This is a genomic window from Kocuria sp. CNJ-770, from assembly GCF_001942375.1.
GTDB lineage: Bacteria > Actinomycetota > Actinomycetes > Actinomycetales > Micrococcaceae > Kocuria > Kocuria oceani.
Genome location: NZ_MKJW01000122.1, coordinates 97553 through 114201, shown reverse-complemented (window position 1 = coordinate 114201; position 16649 = coordinate 97553). Strand labels below are relative to the sequence as shown.

General features: G+C 71.1%; 17 protein-coding genes. 16 read left to right on the top strand and 1 reads right to left on the bottom strand.

What is annotated here, in order from left to right; all coding sequences use genetic code 11:
* The 3 genes from BJF77_RS15065 to BJF77_RS15055 all read left to right on the top strand — a co-directional run.
* On the top strand, positions 1-870 hold an 870-nt coding region (locus BJF77_RS15065), incomplete at its 5' end, for a 4Fe-4S dicluster domain-containing protein (protein WP_139318601.1).
* On the top strand, positions 867-1511 hold the full coding sequence (locus BJF77_RS15060; protein ID WP_075872661.1) for an LUD domain-containing protein: 645 nt from the start codon (positions 867-869) through the stop codon (positions 1509-1511). The genes BJF77_RS15065 and BJF77_RS15060, both read left to right, overlap by 4 nt.
* Positions 1512-1602: 91 nt before the next feature.
* Positions 1603-2634 (top strand): glycosyl hydrolase, encoded by a 1032-nt coding sequence (locus BJF77_RS15055; RefSeq protein WP_369821425.1) that lies wholly within the window; start codon positions 1603-1605, stop codon positions 2632-2634.
* A gap of 220 nt (positions 2635-2854) precedes the next feature.
* Here the strand turns inward: BJF77_RS15055 and BJF77_RS15050 are convergent, their stop codons facing one another.
* Positions 2855-3664 (bottom strand): VOC family protein, encoded by an 810-nt coding sequence (locus BJF77_RS15050; protein WP_075872660.1) that lies wholly within the window; start codon positions 3662-3664, stop codon positions 2855-2857.
* A 201-nt stretch (positions 3665-3865) separates the two neighbouring features.
* On the opposite strand from BJF77_RS15050, the gene BJF77_RS15045 reads away from it, so the two are divergent.
* The 13 genes from BJF77_RS15045 to BJF77_RS20620 all read left to right on the top strand — a co-directional run bounded on the left by BJF77_RS15045 (position 3866) and on the right by BJF77_RS20620 (position 16624).
* Entirely contained in the window at positions 3866-5059 is a 1194-nt protein-coding gene (locus tag BJF77_RS15045) for a glycosyltransferase (RefSeq protein ID WP_075872659.1), read from the top strand.
* A 270-nt stretch (positions 5060-5329) separates the two neighbouring features.
* Complete coding sequence (locus BJF77_RS15040) at positions 5330-6013, top strand: A24 family peptidase (protein ID WP_255396294.1); 684 nt, start codon at positions 5330-5332, stop codon at positions 6011-6013.
* Between the two features lie 247 nt (positions 6014-6260).
* A complete protein-coding gene (locus BJF77_RS15035) occupies positions 6261-6479 on the top strand; it encodes a Flp family type IVb pilin (protein WP_075872657.1) in 219 nt (72 codons plus the stop codon).
* A 126-nt stretch (positions 6480-6605) separates the two neighbouring features.
* Positions 6606-6977: a TadE/TadG family type IV pilus assembly protein gene (locus tag BJF77_RS15030; protein WP_075872656.1), complete on the top strand. Its 372-nt coding sequence runs from the start codon at positions 6606-6608 to the stop codon at positions 6975-6977.
* Positions 6965-7963, top strand: a complete 999-nt coding sequence (locus BJF77_RS15025) for a pilus assembly protein TadG-related protein (protein WP_075872655.1) — start codon at positions 6965-6967, stop codon at positions 7961-7963. The genes BJF77_RS15030 and BJF77_RS15025 overlap by 13 nt, the downstream gene beginning before the upstream one ends.
* Before the next feature lie 102 nt (positions 7964-8065).
* Complete coding sequence (gene cpaB, locus BJF77_RS15020; RefSeq protein ID WP_255396293.1) at positions 8066-8812, top strand: Flp pilus assembly protein CpaB; 747 nt, start codon at positions 8066-8068, stop codon at positions 8810-8812.
* Positions 8809-10038, top strand: coding sequence for an AAA family ATPase (locus BJF77_RS15015; protein ID WP_075872654.1), 1230 nt, complete (start codon positions 8809-8811; stop codon positions 10036-10038). Before cpaB ends, BJF77_RS15015 begins: the two co-directional genes overlap by 4 nt.
* Positions 10035-11576, top strand: coding sequence for a CpaF family protein (locus BJF77_RS15010; protein ID WP_075872653.1), 1542 nt, complete (start codon positions 10035-10037; stop codon positions 11574-11576). The genes BJF77_RS15015 and BJF77_RS15010 overlap by 4 nt, the downstream gene beginning before the upstream one ends.
* Positions 11576-12523 (top strand): type II secretion system F family protein, encoded by a 948-nt coding sequence (locus BJF77_RS15005; RefSeq protein WP_075872652.1) that lies wholly within the window; start codon positions 11576-11578, stop codon positions 12521-12523. The genes BJF77_RS15010 and BJF77_RS15005 overlap by 1 nt, the downstream gene beginning before the upstream one ends.
* A 28-nt stretch (positions 12524-12551) precedes the next feature.
* The gene (locus BJF77_RS15000; RefSeq protein WP_075872651.1) at positions 12552-13421 is read left to right on the top strand and encodes a type II secretion system F family protein; all 870 of its coding nucleotides are present in this window, start codon (positions 12552-12554) and stop codon (positions 13419-13421) included.
* A 5-nt stretch (positions 13422-13426) separates the two neighbouring features.
* Positions 13427-14179, top strand: a complete 753-nt coding sequence (locus BJF77_RS14995; RefSeq protein WP_139318599.1) for a class F sortase — start codon at positions 13427-13429, stop codon at positions 14177-14179.
* Between the two features lie 154 nt (positions 14180-14333).
* Complete coding sequence (locus BJF77_RS14990) at positions 14334-15866, top strand: hypothetical protein (RefSeq protein WP_075872649.1); 1533 nt, start codon at positions 14334-14336, stop codon at positions 15864-15866.
* Between the two features lie 35 nt (positions 15867-15901).
* Positions 15902-16624: a hypothetical protein gene (locus BJF77_RS20620; RefSeq protein WP_075872648.1), complete on the top strand. Its 723-nt coding sequence runs from the start codon at positions 15902-15904 to the stop codon at positions 16622-16624.
* Positions 16625-16649: the final 25 nt, after the last annotated feature.

Below are 16649 nucleotides of genomic sequence, written 5' to 3'. Positions count from 1 at the left end.
GGCAACGGCCGGATGTGCCTGACCCTGCCCGAGACCCTGATCACCGTGATGGGCATCGAGAAGATCGTGCCCACCTTCCAGGACCTCGAGGTCTTCCTGCAGCTGCTCCCGCGCTCCTCCACCGGCGAGCGGATGAACCCCTACACCTCCCTGTGGACCGGCGTCACGCCCGGGGACGGGCCGCAGGACGTGCACGTGGTGCTGCTCGACAACGGCCGCTCCGCGGTGCTCTCCGATCCCCAGGGACGCTCGGCGCTGCACTGCATCCGCTGCTCGGCGTGCCTGAACGTCTGTCCCGTCTACGAGCAGACCGGCGGCCACGCCTACGGCTCCACGTACCCGGGGCCGATCGGTGCGATCCTCTCCCCGCAGCTCACCGGCATCACCTCCGCGGAGAACGCCTCGCTGCCCTACGCGTCCTCGCTGTGCGGGGCCTGCTACGACGTCTGCCCGGTGAAGATCAACATCCCCGAGATCCTCGTGCACCTGCGCGACGAGGACGTGCGCACCCGCCACGGCGAACGGCCCGACGACGGCGCCGCCGATGCCGGGGCGCCGTCCCGGCGCGGGCCGCAGGTCCCGTCCCAGATGGACCTGATGATGAAGGGGGCGTCCTTCGTGATGTCCTCCGGCACGCGGATGGCGCTGGCCGAGAAGGGCCTGCCGCTGGGGCGGGCCGTGGCCGGGCGGGACCGGGCCATCTCCTGGCTGCCCGGCGTGGTGAGCGGCTGGACCGAACAGCGGGACATCCCCGCCCCGCCGAAGGAGTCCTTCCGCAACTGGTGGGCCAAGCACGGGGACGAGACCAAGCAGCGGCTGCGGCAGGACGGGGTTCAGGGCGCCGCCGCCGACGAGGAGGGGACCGCATGAGCACCGACGCGAAGACCGAGATCCTGGCCCGCATCCGCGGCGCGCTGGGCGACGCCCCGGCGGTCCCGGGAGTCGAGCGCACCTACCGGCGGGCCTCCGGCCGGGCGCGCGCGGAGGTCGTGGACATGCTCGAGGACCGGCTCGTCGACTACAAGGCCACCGTGCACCGGGAGACGCCCGGGTCCCTGCCGGGCCGGATCGCCGCGCTGCTGGGCGCGTCCTCCCGCTACGTGGTGCCCGAGGGCCTGGACCGGTCGTGGCTGCCGGAGGAGACCGGCATGCGGCGGGCGATCGTGGACCCCAACGACGCCCGGGCCGCCTCGGCCCTGGGGGTGCGCGAGCTCAACGCGGTGGACGCCGTGATCACCTCCTCCACGGTGTCCTGCGCGGAGACCGGCACGATCTTCCTGACCGGCCGCGCCGACGAGGGCCGGCGGGCGATCAGCCTGGTCCCGGACCACCACATCTGCGTGGTGACGCTGGACACGGTGGTCGAGCTGGTCCCGGAGGCGCTGGCCCGGGTCGAGCCGACCGCTCCGGTCACGATGATCTCCGGGCCGTCGGCGACCTCGGACATCGAGCTCGAGCGGGTCGAGGGCGTGCACGGGCCCCGGCGGCTGGACGTGGTGCGGCTCGGCTGACCGGAACAGGGCTCGACCGGTCCTCCCGCTCGGTGTGTCGTTCTCGGGCCGGTTCCATGATTTGCGATGGAGAAGTGCCTAAGCTGGCGGCGTGAAGGAATCCACGCTAGTCGCCGTGGTCGTCGTGGGTGCCCTGGCGCTCGGCGGCGGCACCATCGCCACGCAGCTCTCCGCCCGCGCCGAGCAGGAGGCCCAGGCGGCCCCGCCGGTCTGCACGGTCCTGGACCGCTCCGAGCTGGCCCCCGGGTCCGGGGCCCTCTACGGCGTGAACCTGGACTGGGAGGACAAGCCACTGGCCGACTACGCCGACCGGCTGGGCCACCGGCCCGCGGTCTCCGTGTCCTTCACGGGCTTCCCCTACGACGAGCGCGGGCACGACTACCTGCGGATGGCAGCCGACCAGGTCCGCGCCGACGGCCAGATGCTGCTGCTGACCCTCGAGCCCGAGGGTGGGCTCGACGAGGTGACCGACGACGCCGTGCAGGAGCTGACGGCCGACCTCGCCGCGATCAACGACTCCGGGGTGCCGGTCATCGTGCGCTTCGCCCACGAGATGAACGGCTCCTGGTACGCCTGGGGCCAGCAGCCGGCCGCCTACGTGGAGGCCTACCGGCGGGTGGCCGAGGCGGTGCACGAGCATGCCCCCGGTTCGGCGATGATGTGGGCTCCCAACTACGGGGGCGGGTACCCGTTCGCCGGCGGGCAGTACGAGGCCGAGCCCGGCACCGCCGACTTCGCCGCCCTGGACACCGACGGCAACGGCGAGCTCACCATGGCCGACGATCCGTACGCCCCGTACTATCCCGGCGACGACGCCGTGGACTGGGTGGGGATGTCCCTGTACCACTGGGGCGACGCCCACCCTGGGGTGAGAACGAGCTCCCCGAGCCCGGGAAGTTCGCTGCCCAGCTCACCGGCACCTACGGCGGCGCCGGCGGCGACGACCGCGCCGTGCCCGACTTCTACGCCGAGTACGGGGAACGGCGCGGCAAGCCCGTGGCCATCCCGGAGACCGCCGCGCTGTACAACCCGGCCGAGGGCGGCGCCGACGAGCTGGCGATCAAGCAGGCTTGGTGGGGGCAGGTCTTCGACCCGTCGATCCCGCAGGACTTCCCGCAGCTGAAGCTGATCAGCTGGTTCGAGTGGAACAAGCACGAGGTGGAGATCGACGGGCCCGTGGACTGGACGACCACCAACACCGCCGCCGTGCGCGAGGCCTTCACCGCCGACCTGCCCGACTGGCTTCGCTGGGGGCCCGAGGAGAGCTGCACCGCGCCCAGTTCCTGAGCCGGGCGCTGCTCCTGCGCCGGGCTCAGGAACCGGGCGCGGTGCAGTCCCGTCCGCTACATCGACTCGGACGGCGTCATGATCACGAAGGTCTCACCGTCCGGGCCGGTCGCCACGGCCATCCGCCCGTACTCGAAGTCGGACGGCTCCGCGGTGATCGAGCCCCCGGCGCGGCGGACGCGCTCCGCGGCGGCGTCGACGTCCTCGACCTGGAACGCCACGCCCCATCCGTGCTGGGCGCCGTCCGTGGTGGGGTCCGGGCCGCCGATCCCGCCGGCGGGCCGCTCTCCACCCGGGACGCTGAACATGGCGTAGGGCATGGAGTCGTCGCCGATGTCCTGGTACTCGTAGCCGAACACGCCCGCGTAGAAGTCCCGGGCGGCGGCGGGGTCGCCGGTCATGAGGTCGCACCAGGCCGTGGTGCCGGGCTCGTCGACCCGGCGGAAGCCGGTGTGCTCCTTGGCCTGCCACATCCCGAAGGTGGAGCCCGTGGGATCGACCCACATCCCCATGAATCCGAAGGGGCCGACCTCCATGGGCTCGTAGACCTGGGTGGCCCCGGCGTCCGTGGCCTTCGCGGCGTGGGCCGCGATGTCGTCGGTGGCGAGGTACACCGACCACACGTGCGGGGCGTCCTCCATGCCCTCCATGGTGGGGGAGAGCCCGGCCACGGGGTCGCCGTCGCCGCTGGCGCCGCCGCTGCCGTTGAGCAGGGCGTTGCAGTAGCCGCCGTACTCGGGCTGGGACTCGGAGTACGTCCAGCCGAGGACGTCGCGGTAGAAGGCCTGGGTGCGCTCCAGGTCGGAGGCCATGAGGTCCACCCAGCAGGGCGTGCCGGCGGGCCAGGGATTCGTGTGCGTGCTCATGACGATCGTCCTTCGCAGAACCGATGGATGGATGCGCCGGAGACCCGCACCGACCGGTGTGACCTCCGACACTCCTAATGCTAGGAACCGCCCCGGACGCGCTAACGGGCCGCTCGACCGGCGCTCGCGCGGCACCGCCCCGGCGTCGTCGTGCTCGGGAGAACGCGGATCTAGGCTGTGCGCACGAGGAGAGGAGGCACCATGAGGTTGATGCTGCTGACCGCGGGCTCCCGCGGGGACGTGGAGCCCTTCGCCGCGCTGGCCCGCCGCGCGGCCGCGCAGGGGCACGAGGTCCGGCTGGCCGCACCCGAGAACCCGGGAGCCGATCTGTCCGGGCTCGACACGGTGAGCCTGGAGGTCGACTTCCAACGGCTGATCGGCACGCAGGGCGCCTCGCCGTGGACGGCCGTGCGCCACTACCGCACCGAGGTGGGCCCCGGCATGCGCCGGATGCTCGCCGCCGCCGTCCGCGAGACCCTGGCCTTCCGGCCCGACGTGGTGGTGCACCACCCCAAGGTCCTCACCGCCCCGGCGGTCGCCGACGCGCTCGGTGTCCCGCACGTGGTGGTGGAGACCGTGCCCGTCCTCACCCCCACCCGGGAGTTCCCGGCCCCCGGGGTGGTCAACCGCGACCTCGGGCCGTTCAACCGGTTCACCTACGCGGCCACCCGCGGCGCCGGGCGGATGTTCCGCCGTGACATCGAGCGGGCGTGTGCGCAGCTGCCCGGCTTTTCCTCGGACGCTGCTGTCTCGGCGCCGGCGGCGTCGCTGGTGCCGATCAGCCCGCAGCTGCTGCCGCGTCCCGCCGACTGGCCCGCCACGACCCACCTCACGGGCGCGTGGCACGACGACGCCGGCGCCCCGCAGCCCGGCCCCGAGGTGCTCCGGTTCTTGCGGGGCGGTGCGTACCTGGTGGCCGGCTTCGGGTCCATGGCGGTCGGCGACCCGCTGGCCCGGGGGAGGGCCGTGGTGGAGGCCGCCCGCGCCCACGGCCTGCGGACGCTGCTGCTCACGGGGTGGGGCGGCCTCGCCCTGCCCGACGCACTGCGCGGAGATGACGTGCACGTCGTCCGGTCCGTGCCGCTGGACGCGGTGCTGCCCGGCGCGGCGCTCGCCGTGCACCACGGCGGGGCGGGGACCGTGCACACCGTGGCCCGGGCCGGCGTGCCGCACGTGGTCGTTCCCTTCCTCGCCGACCAGCCGTTCTGGGGCCGGCAGCTGCACCGGCTCGGGCTCGCGCCGGCGCCCGTTCCCCGGAAGCGGCTCACCACGGAGCGGCTCACGGCGGCGATCGCCGAGGCGCTGACCTGCGCGACCACCGCCGAGCGGGTGGGGCAGGGAATCCGGCGGGAGCACGGGCTGCAGACGGCGCTCGACATCGTGCTCTCGTGCTGAACCGGGAAATGCGCAGATCACTGATTGTCATCGGCGACCCTTGTCACTGAGCTTTTCGGAGCTCGCGGTTTCGGGGAATGCGTGCTGCGGCGTTTCCTGCATATCGACATTCGCTTTCCTGGAAATGCCGGGTGACCTGCGTCGACACCGGAAAAGACCGGTGCTCGGTTAGGGTCTGAGCCGTACAGCACCCCGCATGTGGGGACAGCAGTCCACCGGGCGACCGCCGAAGCGCCCACGATGCCGAGGGGCCGATCCGTGCAGACCGCCGTGAACGCAGCGCCTCTGTGGCTCCTGCTTGGCTCCGGCCTGGCCGGGGCGATGCTCGGAGCGTTCCTGCCCCAGGTGGTCGTCCGCTGCAGCCCCGTCGAGGATGAGCCGCTGCCGACTCCGTCCCGGCCGGTGCTCGCCACCGCCACGGCGGTCCTGTTCGTCCTGGTGGCCACGGTCCTCGGCCTCTCGTGGGAGCTGCCGGCGTACCTGTTCTTCGCCGCGGTCGCCGTAGTGCTCACCGTGATCGACCTGCGGCACCACCTTTTGCCCAACGCCGTGGTCCTGCCCGCGTTGGGCGCCGGTTTCGTGCTCCTCGCCGGCGCAGCTGCAGGCCAGAGCGACAGGGGTGCCCTGCTGCGGGCCGTGCTCGGTGCTCTCGTGCTCTTCGTCTTGTATCTCGTGTTGGCGCTGATCTCGCCGGCCGGTCTCGGCATGGGCGACGTCAAGCTCGCCGCCGTGCTCGGCCTGTTCCTCGGCTTCCAGGGCTGGGGCGCGCTGTTCGTCGGCGCCGTCCTGGCGTCGGTAATCGGTGCGGTGGTGGGACTGGCCGTGCTGGCGTCCCGCCGCGGTGGCCTGCGCAGCGACGTCCCGTTCGGCCCGTCGATGCTGGCCGGCGCTCTGCTGGCCGTGGTGGTGGGGGAGCGGGTGGCCCGGGAGTACTTGCTGCCGGGGCTGTACTGACGCGGTTCGGGGGACAAGCGGGCCGCCGCGCATCTCCATGCACGTGCATGTAGTTCCCCACTAGGCATTACGTCGCTGTTTGACGTCCCCCAAACTGCATGCATTCGAATGCTTGTGTCTTTGCGATCGCTACCGCTATCTTTTCTACAGGTCGGTAGGCAAGCGGCAGACAGATCCCGCAAGACGCGAATGCCAAGGGCTCGTTCTCCGATCACCCCCTTTTTCTCTCTTACCCTGAGGACTCATCATGCTGCCCATTCTCGTCACCCTGCAGTACGTCGCCGACGCCAAGAACTCCATCGTGGACCGCCTGACCCGCGAGGAGAAGGGCGCCACCGCCGTCGAGTACGGCCTGATCGTCGGACTGATTTCGGTGCTCATCATTGCAGGCGTGACCCTTATCGGTACGGACCTCAAGACCATGTTCGACAACGTTGCTACCAAGCTCGTCCCGCCGACCAGCTGATCTAAATACTGTCTCGAAGCGCCGCGCCATCCCGTACCGGGGTATCGCGGCGCTTCGTGCCACAGCGGGATACTTGCCTTCAATTGCTCAAAGGCATTAATCCCACTGCAGACGAAAGGCTGGACCATGAGCTTGTGGCGCTCGGAGCGCGGTGCAGCCGCCGTGGAGTTCGCCCTCGTCGTGCCGATTCTTCTGACCCTGCTGCTGGGTGTCATCGAGTTCGGGCACTACTTCAATACCCAGATCTCCGCCACTCACGCCGCGCGTGAAGCAGCGCGGACCATGTCCATCACCGGCAACTGGATCAAGGCCGAGGACGCGGCACGCAAGGCCTCGCCTACGCTCAAGCAGCCCCTCGTGACCGTGACCCGCGATCCGCTTGCCTGCAGTCCCGGAGCTACCGTGAGCGTGACGGTGACGTACAAGTTCGACTCCTACACCGGTGTTGTGAAGAACAAGGACCTCATCGGAAGGGCGGCCCAGCGATGCGGCGGCTGATCATTCATCTCCGGCGCACCGTCGCCGGCCACCGCGAGGCCGGCGAACGCGGAGCCGTTGCCGTTGTCACAGCTTTCACCCTCGTCGTGCTCCTCGGGTTCGTGGCCTTGGCCGTCGACGTCGGGTTGCTCTACGCCGAACGCGCCGAGCTTCAGTCCGGGGCCGATGCCGCGGCCCTCGCCATCGCCCGTGACTGCGGGCAAGGTCTCAACTGCAATCCGTCCCTTGCCGCACCGATCGCTCAGGCCATGGCCGACCAGAACGCGGGTGACGGTAAAGCGGCTGCTGCTACGCCCGTGTTCGAGGGAAACACCGTGAGAACCACCGTCACGACGCGCGACAAGAGTGGTGCCGGGTCACTGGCTCTCAACTTCGCGCCCATCCTCGGCGGCGACAAGCGGAAGACGGTGTCGGCCACCGCCTCGGCCGCATGGGGCGCGCCGCTCAGCGGCATCGCCATCTGGCCGGTCGCGTTCGCGGAGTGCGAGTTCGACCTCTCTGGGAAGCCTCAAGCGTTGACCCTCGGCGCCAAGGGCGGGACGTTGTGCTCGAAGTACAACTCTGACGGCGACCTCAATCCGCCGGGCGGCTTCGGCTGGATCGGCGACGACAACGACGGGTCCTGCTCGCAACAGGTCAGCGTGGGCAGTCAGATCCAGTCCACCGGTACGAGCCTGCCCCAGGACTGCAACGCCACGCTTGCGAAACAGCTGGAGAACCGCACGATCCTCATCCCCGTCTACGACGACGAGGTCGGTCAGGGCAAGAACGGCTACTACGACATCAGCGGCTGGGCCGCCTTCCACATCGAGGGCTACACCTTCACCGGCAACGTCAGCTGGGAACCCCAGAAGGTCACGCAGTTCTGCAACGGCAGCTGCGACGGCATCTATGGACGGTTCGTCCGGTTCACTTCCTTCGACGAAGGCTTCACCATCGGCCCGCCGTCCTCCTTCGGTGTGTCCGTCGTCGACCTCCGGGAATGACATGAACTGCCGACCAGAGGGAGCACACCGGCTCTCCTCGCCCAGCCGCCTTCCTAGCTCACCGCCACTCGTGCACCGCTCACCCGTGAGGATGACACTTCCGTGAAGACCCGAATTCTCGCCGGCTTCGTGATGGCCGTCCTGGCTGTCGCCGGCCTGGTCCTCGTCACCACCTACGTCGGCGCCGCTGACGCCCGCGCCTTGAACGACCAGGAACCGCGCGAGGTCTACCTCGTCACCGCACCGATTCCCGAGGGCACGCCCGTCAAGGATTTCGGCGAGTCCATCGCCGTGCACACGGTGCCCGCCGCCGTCGTGCCGGACGGGGCGCTGTCCTCCCTCGATGGCCAGAGCGGCAAGGTCGCCGGCGTCGACCTGCAGCCGGGAGAGCAGTTGCTCGACTCCCGCCTGGTCGACCCGCAGGCTCTCGAGGCTCCCGGCACCGTTCCTGTGCCGGAGGGGCTGCAGGAGGTGACCGTCCAGCTGGACGCTCCCCGCGTGGTCGGCGGCCAGCTCGCGGCCGGTGACCGCGTCGGTTTCTTCGTCTCCTTCGAGGGTGACGACAGCCGCCAGTCCCGGACCGCCAAGGACCTTGACAAGGTCCTCGTCACCTCGGTGCAGGGCGCGCCCTCCTCAGCGGCGCCCGCAGCGGGCGAGAGCGGCGCGGAGACCACCGGTTCCGGAGCCCCGGCCGTTCCGGAGGGCACGATGCTCGTCACCTTCGCCGTCAACGCGGACACCGCCGAGAAGATCGTCTACGCCTCCGAGTTCGGCCGAATCTGGCTCTCCCTCGAGCCCGAGGACGCCGAGGAGAACGCCAACGGCGCCACGCGGGAGGACTTCTCATGAGCCGCCTGTTGCTCGTCACCGGCGATCCCGCCTACGACGCCCGTTTCCGCCAGGCCGTCCAGGGCCGGCTGCCCGGCGAGGTGCAGACCGTCCTCGGCACCGCACTGCCGTCCACCCCGGACGAGCTGCTCGGTCGCTCCGTCGGCGAGCTCCCCTCGGTGGTCGTCATCGGCCCCGGCGTGGACCTCTACGAGGCCATGCGCCTGGGCGGCGTCTTCGACATCCAGCGCCCCGAGGTCGCCCTCGTCCTGGTGGTGCCGGGAGACATGTCCCTGGCCGTGGCGGCGATGCGCGCCGGCTTCCGCGACGTGCTCGACCTCGACGCCGACCCCGACGGCATCCTCGGCACGCTGTCCCGCGTCCTGGACGCCGCCGAGTCCCGCCGCCGCGTGCTGCCCTCCGGGGGGCCGGCCACCGGGAGCCTGCCCCCCGTGCCGTCGGGCCGCCGCGACGACTCGCGCACCATCGTCGTGACCTCGCCCAAGGGCGGGGTCGGCAAGACCACGGTGGCCACCAACCTGGCCGTGGGGCTGGGCCGGATCGCGCCCATGAGCACGGTGATCGTGGACCTGGACGTCCAGTTCGGGGACGTGGCCGCCGCCCTGCGACTGGCCCCCGAGCACTCGCTCACCGAGGCCGTCAGCGGCCCGTCCGTCGACGACGCCCTGGTGCTCAAGACCTTCCTCACCGTCCACCCCGCCTCGATCTACGCCCTGTGCACCCCGGCCAACCCCGCCGAGGGGGAGCTCGTGGGCGGCGCCCAGGTGGCGCACCTTCTCGAACAGCTCTCCGGCCAGTTCCAGTACGTCGTCGTGGACACCGCCCCCGGCATGGGCGAGCACGCCCTCGCGGCACTGGAGGCGGCCACCGACGTCGTCTTCCTCACCGGCATGGACGTTCCCGGGGTGCGCGGGCTGCGCAAGCAGATGGACCTGCTCGGGGAGATCGACCTCGTGCCGCCCCGTGCGCAGGTCGTGGTCAATGCCGCCGACCGCAACACCGGACTGTCCGTGCAGGACGTCGAGGCCACGATCCGCGCCTCGGTCGACCACGTGGTCCCGCGCTCCCGCATGGCCGCCTACGCCACCAACCGCGGCGAGCCCCTGCTGCTGCACGCACCCAAGGACAAGGCCGCCCGGCAGCTGCAGGCCCTCGTCGACTCCTTCGCTCCCGACCGCTCCGCTCCACGGCGGGGCCTGTCACGGAAGGCTCTGGTTCGCTCATGAGGCTCGCTGAACGCCTGGCCGCCGCTCGCGGCGAGACCCTTCCCCCGCCCCCTGCGCATCCGGCTCCTCCTGCCGGGGCAGCAGGGAATCAGGACGGTTCCGATGATCGGCTCGAGGCGGAGACCGTCACGTCGACGGCCGAGGACTTCCCTCCGGCGGTGAGCAGCGCGCCGGCCCTGAGCTCACTCGTGCTCCCCTCCTCGGCTGCAGAAGCGTCGGAGGTGCCGACCGAGCCGGCCCCGCGGATGCAGACCGGGAAGTTCGACGCGCTGGCCGGGCTGAAGCACCGGGTCAAGCAGGAACTGCTGGACCGCATCGGCTCCCGACAGTCCGACTCGAGCCTCAGCGACGTCCAGCTCAGGGACTTCGCCACCAAGGAGCTCACGCGCATCGTCGCCGAGGAGCAGGTGCCGATGTCCTCCGAGGAGCGGATCCGCCTGATCCGCTCCGTGAGCGACGACGTGCTCGGCTACGGCCCGCTGCAGGAGCTGCTCGACGACGATTCCGTCACCGAGATCATGGTCAACGGGCCGGACCAGATCTTCATCGAGCAGAAGGGCAAGGTGACCCTGTCCGAGTCGACCTTCGCCTCCGAGCAGGACCTGCGCCACGTCATCGAGAAGATCGTCACCCAGGTGGGCCGGCGCATCGACGAGTCCTCGCCGCTGGTCGACGCGCGCCTGCCCGACGGCTCCCGCGTTAACGCGGTCATCCCTCCGCTGGCGGTGAAGGGTTCGTCCCTGACGATCCGCAAGTTCGCCAAGGACCCGCTGACCATCGAGGACCTCATCCGCTTCGGGTCGGTCTCCCCGCAGATGGCCGATCTGCTCCGGGCCTGCGTCGAGGCGCACCTCAACATTCTCGTGGCCGGCGGCACCGGCACCGGCAAGACCACGATGCTCAACGTGATGTCCTCGTTCATCCCGCACGGCGAGCGCATCGTGACCATCGAGGACGCCGTCGAGCTGCAGCTGCAGCAGGAGCACGTGGTCCAGCTCGAGTCCCGGCCGGCCAACATCGAGGGCCGCGGCGAGATCACCATCCGCGACCTGCTCAAGAACTCCCTGCGCATGCGTCCCGACCGGATCGTGGTGGGGGAGTGCCGCGGCGGCGAGGCGCTGGACATGCTGCAGGCCATGAACACCGGCCACGACGGGTCGATCTCGACGATCCACGCCAACTCCCCGCGGGACACCATCTCGCGGCTGGAGACCCTCGTGATGATGGCCGGCATGGACCTGCCCCAGCGGGCGATCCGGGAGCAGATCGCCTCGGCCATCCACGTGGTCGTCCAGCTCTCACGCCTGCGCGACGGCACCCGCCGGGTCACCCACATCACCGAGATCCAAGGCATGGAGGGCGAGACCGTGACCCTGCAGGACGCCTTCCTCTTCGACTGGGACGCCGGCGTGGACCCGCGCACCGGCCGCTTCCGCGGCACGACCCGCTCCACCGGCGTGCGGCCGCGATTCGTGGACAAGTTCGAGGACTACGGCATCAAGCTGCACCCCTCCGTCTTCGACCCCGGGCGGCGCTGATGGCACCGCTGCTGGCCGGCGTCGGGCTGCTCGTCCTCGCCGGACTGCTCGGGCTGTTCGTGGTGTTCCGCTCCCGCACCCCGCGGCTGCCGATGGACCGGCGCCGGCCCCCACGTGGGCCTCGAGAGCTGGAGGCCTCGCAGCTGTCCCGGCTCTCGGGCGTGACCACCGAAGCGGTCGCGGAGTTCCTGGAGCGCAAGGGATGGACCCGCAAGGTCGCCGCGGCGCTGGAGAACGCCGGGATCAAGTCCTCCCCGGCAGACTTCCTCGTCCTGGTGGTCGTCGGGATGGTCGTCGCCGCCGCCGTCGGCACCCTGGCCGGGGGACTGCTGCTCGGACTGCTGTTCCTTCTCGCGGCTCCGCTCCTGGCCAAGATGGCCGTTGGCTTCCTCACGAACCGGCGCAAGCGGATCTTCGCCGATCAGCTCGACAACACCCTGCAGCTCTTCTCCGGTTCCCTGCGGGCCGGCCACTCGCTGCTGCGGGCCATCGACGCGGTGGCGAAGGAGTCGGAGGCACCCACCTCTGAGGAGCTGACGCGGATCGTCAACGAGACCCGCCTCGGCATGGACCTCGACGACTCCATGGCCCAGGCCGCCAAACGCATGGGGTCCGAGGACTTCTCCTGGGTCGCCCAAGCGATCGGCATCCATCGCGAGGTCGGCGGTGACCTCGCCGAGGTCCTGGACCGCGTGGCAGGCACCATCCGCGAGCGCAACCAGATCCGGCGCCAGGTCAAGACCCTCTCGGCGGAGGGGAAGATGTCCGCCTACATCCTCATGGCGCTGCCCGTGCTGATCGCCGGGGTGCTGTCCCTGATCTCCCCGGACTACATCTCCCAGTTCGTCACGAGCGGCATCCTCGGCTACGCGATGATCTTCGTCGCACTGCTGATGTTCGCCATCGGCGGCTTCTGGATGTCGCGGATCGTCAAGATCACCTTCTGAGCACCCCCGTTTATTCGAAGGACGCCCCATGACTCCCCTCTTTCTCGGCCTGCTGCTCCTCGCCGGGGCCGCGGCCCTGGCCATCTGGCTCGCCGTGGGCGTGCGCTGGGGCGGGGACCGGCTGGTCCGGCTGAATCTGCGGGCCGGCTTCGACACCGTCGACTCCGGAACACAGCGCGACGCGCCGGACTTCGGCTGGGCGCGCCGCTTCACGACCGGCAACGGCCAGGAGCGGCTCGAGACCCTCTACTCCAAGGCCGGCCGGCCGGCGGAGTGGCCGGTCCCGCGGCTCCTCGCCTGCAAGGTGTACGCCCTTGGCGCTGCCCTGCTCGTGGACCTGCTGCTCCTGGCGGTCACGAGCGGCAACGGCATGATCCTGCTGATCACCGTGGTCATGGTCCCGGTGGGCTACTTCCTGCCGGAGCTGCTGCTCTACTCCCGCGGCATCGAGCGGCAGAAGGCGATCGGCCTCGAGCTCGCCGACACCCTCGACCAGATGATGATCGCCGTGGAGGCCGGCCTCGGCTTCGAGTCGGCGATGGCGCGAGCCGGGCACAACGGCAAGGGCCCGCTCGCGGAGGAGCTCGTGCGCACGCTCCAGGAGATGCGCGTGGGCATTCCCCGCCGCGACGCCTACCTGGCGCTCGAGCAGCGCACCGACGTGCCCGACCTGCGGCAGTTCACCCGCGCCGTGATCCAGGCCGACGCCTACGGCATCTCCATCTCCACGGTGCTGCGGACCCAGGCCAACGAGATGCGGGTGAAGCGACGCCAGCGGGCCGAGGAGGCCGCGCAGAAGATCCCGACCAAGATCCTCATTCCCCTGATGCTGTTCATCCTGCCGGTCCTCTTCCTGACCGTGCTGGGGCCCACCGTGCTCAACGTCCTGCAGATGTGACCGGGATGCTGAAGACCGCAGACGCCACGACGACGAGGAGACGTTCCCTCCTCTCGGTCCTCCTCGCCCTCGTCTCCCTCGCCGCGGCCGGCCTGTTGGTGCAGCAGCACCTGGGCGGGTCCGTCGTCGTCGGCGGGGACGTCCAGCACGCGGACCCCTCCTCGGTCAGCGCGCCCAGTCCGCTGGCCGCCGCCTCACTCTCGGCGGACGAGGCCCGGGAGACCGGTGACCCGGGAGCCGGCGCCGGTGTCACCGGGCCGGAGACCTGCGGCGATCTGCTGGCCCGGGCGCGGGTGTGCTCCCCGTCGATCGGCGTGGACGCGGCCCTCGAGACCGTCGGCACGGACGGCGCCGGGGCCATGACCGTCCCGACCCACGCGGACCGGGCGGCGATCGGCTGGTACGAGGAGTCGGCCCCGATCGGCGCCACGCAGGGCAACGCGGTGCTGGCCGGCCACGTGGACCATCCCGCGGACGCTCCAGCCCTGGGCACCCTGTACACCGCGCAACCGGGGCAGAAGCTGTGGGTCTCCGACGGCGCGGGGGCCGTGCACTCCTACACGGTGGTCGCCGTGCGGGAGCCGAGTCCGCGGAGCGCGCTGCCGCAGGACGTCTTCGAGCTCACCGGCGAGCCCGGGCTGTCCCTGATCACCTGCTCGGGGGACTACGTCCGGCCCGACGGCTCACCCACGTGGTCCTACACCAACAACCTGGTGGTGGACCTCGCCCTCGACCCGCAGACGGCGCCCGTCCCATGACGCGGTGCGCGACGTGACACTGTCCGCTCTTGCGGGTACACCGCCCGTCGCACGGCGTCTTCCACGGGACACCGACACCCCATGCAATTACATTGGTAAACGACGGTGGTCCCCTCGCCGATCCGTCATGATCCCCCCTCGCCAGGAGACAGCCATGCCCTCCACCCCGTCCGCCCGCCGCCCGCGGATGCTCGCCGTCGCGGTGCTCGCCGGCACCACCGCGTTCGCCGGTCCGCTGCTGACCGCGCTGCCGGCCGTCGCCGCCCCCGTGGGGATCGCCGGCACCGCGGTGCCGGTCCCCGAGGGCACGCCCACCATCGGGCCGGAGCACTACTTCACCCCCGTCACGCTGAGCAACGGGGACACCGCCTACGGCATCCACGAGGACCAGCCCCTGGCCCCGACGGGGGAGGACGTCCTCGACGACGAGCACTACGCCGTGGCCCAGCCGTTCGACGACCCCGCCGGAGGCGCGACACAGGTCGTCGGTGAGAAGGTCGGCGACACCCCCGTCTACTGGGAGCCGGACAACGCCGCGTTGGCCGGGTACATCCTCTCCGTCTACGGAGCCACCGCGGACCTGCACGAGGCGCTGGCCGTCCACTGGGCCGTGCGCTCCCTGGCCTCGGTCGAGGCGCCCGATCCTGACCTGTCGGGCCTCGAGCAGTCGCACATCGACCGCGCGGCTGTCCTGGTCGAGGACGCCCGCCGCACCGTGCCCGTGCTCGAGACGCATAGGAGCTATGCGATCTCCGTGGACCACGCTTCCGACGGCAGTCCGGAGCGCCTGCTCGTCCGGCTGCCGGAGGTCCGCGACACCGTGACCGTGGCCCTCTCCGGACCGGTGACCTTCGCCGACGGAGCCCGTGAGCTGACCGTCACGGACGGGGAGCAGGAGCAGGTGCTCGACCTCGCCGTGCCCGCAGGCACCACCGGGGGGAAGCTCACCGCGACCGTGACCGCCACAACTCCCTCCACCGAGCTCACCGTCCTCGCCGACGAACGCTACCGTGACCTGCTCATCGCCGGCCATGACCGCGCACTGACCTGGTCCGCGAGCGCCGCGTTCACGATCGTCGAGCTCCCCGCACCGGGCGCCGGCGCGCCCGCAGGGAACGAGGAGCAGGCCGACGCCGGCGGCGCGGGACCGATCCCCGGCGACGACCCGGTCGCCGGTGACAACGGCGCCGCCGAGGAGCCGGACGCCGTCGACCGCGACGACGACCCGCGGCCGGAGCCGTCCGGCGACGGAGCGGTCCGGCCGGAGCCCGTGACTGAGAACGGCGCCGCGCCCGAGCGGGACGTCCCAGTCGTGGTCGTCGCCCCGGAGGCCGGGCAGCGCATGAACGCGACCGTGGACGCGTTCGCGCTGTTCGAGGAGTCGACGAGCACGCACACCGAGACGGTCACGGAGACCACCACGACCGTCTCCGGATCCGCCGGCTCCGTTGTCGACAGCGCTGCCGGCTACGACTACGGCGCGGGCTACGGCGGCGGCTACGGCTCGGGCTACGGCTCCGTGTACGCCGACGCCGTCACGGCGAACACCGGCACCGGAGCCGTGCAGTCCGCCGGCGCATCACGGAGGTCCACCACGGTGCTCCTCGGCGTGGTGGCCGTGGGCGCCGGCCTCGGCTCGTGGGCGCTGCGCCGCCGCCGGTCCGCCGTTCCGCACCAGACTTCCTGACCGCCGTTGCACCCTTCTCGCTCCTGGAGAACCCGATGACCCAGCAGACCCGCATCCTCGCCCTGGCCGCGCTCGCGCTCGCGGCGCTCACCGGCTGCGGCAGCGCCGCGGCCGAGGCACGGTCCGCGCACACCTACGAGCCGCTCCCGCCGCTGTCCACGGCGACCCCGTCCGCCACGCCGGAGCCGCAGCCCACCTCACGGCCCGCCCCGGACGCGGAGGCCCCGTCCGCCGCTCCTGCCGGCGACAGCGGCGGCCGGCCCGCTGTCGCCGGGAGCACCTCCGGAACGCCCGCTGCCGGGGGAGGCGGCGGATCGGCCCAGGGGGCCGGTGCCGTCGCGGCTCCCGCCCCCGTGGCGGCTCCGGTGCAGGCCCCGGCACAGGCTCCGACCCAGGCGTTGGTGCAGCTTCCTGCACCGGCGGGCGCAGGGGAGTTCTCGGAGAAGATCACGGAGCGGACCACGACGTCCACCACCACGACCACCTCCAGCAGGCTCGAAGCCAGCCTCGTGGTCGAGCTCACCTGCGAGGGCGTGTGCCTGTTGGACGACCTGTCCGTGCCCGAGCTCACCGGCCCGGACGGGCCCCTCGAGCGGGACATGCTCGCCCGTGCCCTCGACGAGGAGCTGCGGCGGGCCGGCGCGGACACGGCGCTCACCGAAGACCTGGTGGAACAGCTGACCCGCTCCGGGTGGGATCTGGCGGACCGGGAGCTCAAGGACGGGAACGAAACGATCTTCTTCAAGTTCCTGCACTGATGCTTGCCGGAATCAAAGAGTAGGT

What these genes read in the sequence shown, in the direction of transcription:
- BJF77_RS15060 (WP_075872661.1), top strand. Translation starts at nt 867, where the DNA reads ATGAGCACCGACGCGAAGACCGAGATCCTGGCCCGCATCCGCGGCGCG.
- BJF77_RS15050 (WP_075872660.1), bottom strand. Translation starts at nt 3,664, where the DNA reads ATGAGCACGCACACGAATCCCTGGCCCGCCGGCACGCCCTGCTGGGTG.
- BJF77_RS15045 (WP_075872659.1), top strand. Translation starts at nt 3,866, where the DNA reads ATGAGGTTGATGCTGCTGACCGCGGGCTCCCGCGGGGACGTGGAGCCC.
- BJF77_RS15035 (WP_075872657.1), top strand. Translation starts at nt 6,261, where the DNA reads ATGCTGCCCATTCTCGTCACCCTGCAGTACGTCGCCGACGCCAAGAAC.
- BJF77_RS15030 (WP_075872656.1), top strand. Translation starts at nt 6,606, where the DNA reads ATGAGCTTGTGGCGCTCGGAGCGCGGTGCAGCCGCCGTGGAGTTCGCC.
- BJF77_RS15025 (WP_075872655.1), top strand. Translation starts at nt 6,965, where the DNA reads ATGCGGCGGCTGATCATTCATCTCCGGCGCACCGTCGCCGGCCACCGC.
- BJF77_RS15015 (WP_075872654.1), top strand. Translation starts at nt 8,809, where the DNA reads ATGAGCCGCCTGTTGCTCGTCACCGGCGATCCCGCCTACGACGCCCGT.
- BJF77_RS15010 (WP_075872653.1), top strand. Translation starts at nt 10,035, where the DNA reads ATGAGGCTCGCTGAACGCCTGGCCGCCGCTCGCGGCGAGACCCTTCCC.
- BJF77_RS15005 (WP_075872652.1), top strand. Translation starts at nt 11,576, where the DNA reads ATGGCACCGCTGCTGGCCGGCGTCGGGCTGCTCGTCCTCGCCGGACTG.
- BJF77_RS15000 (WP_075872651.1), top strand. Translation starts at nt 12,552, where the DNA reads ATGACTCCCCTCTTTCTCGGCCTGCTGCTCCTCGCCGGGGCCGCGGCC.
- BJF77_RS14995 (WP_139318599.1), top strand. Translation starts at nt 13,427, where the DNA reads ATGCTGAAGACCGCAGACGCCACGACGACGAGGAGACGTTCCCTCCTC.
- BJF77_RS14990 (WP_075872649.1), top strand. Translation starts at nt 14,334, where the DNA reads ATGCCCTCCACCCCGTCCGCCCGCCGCCCGCGGATGCTCGCCGTCGCG.
- BJF77_RS20620 (WP_075872648.1), top strand. Translation starts at nt 15,902, where the DNA reads ATGACCCAGCAGACCCGCATCCTCGCCCTGGCCGCGCTCGCGCTCGCG.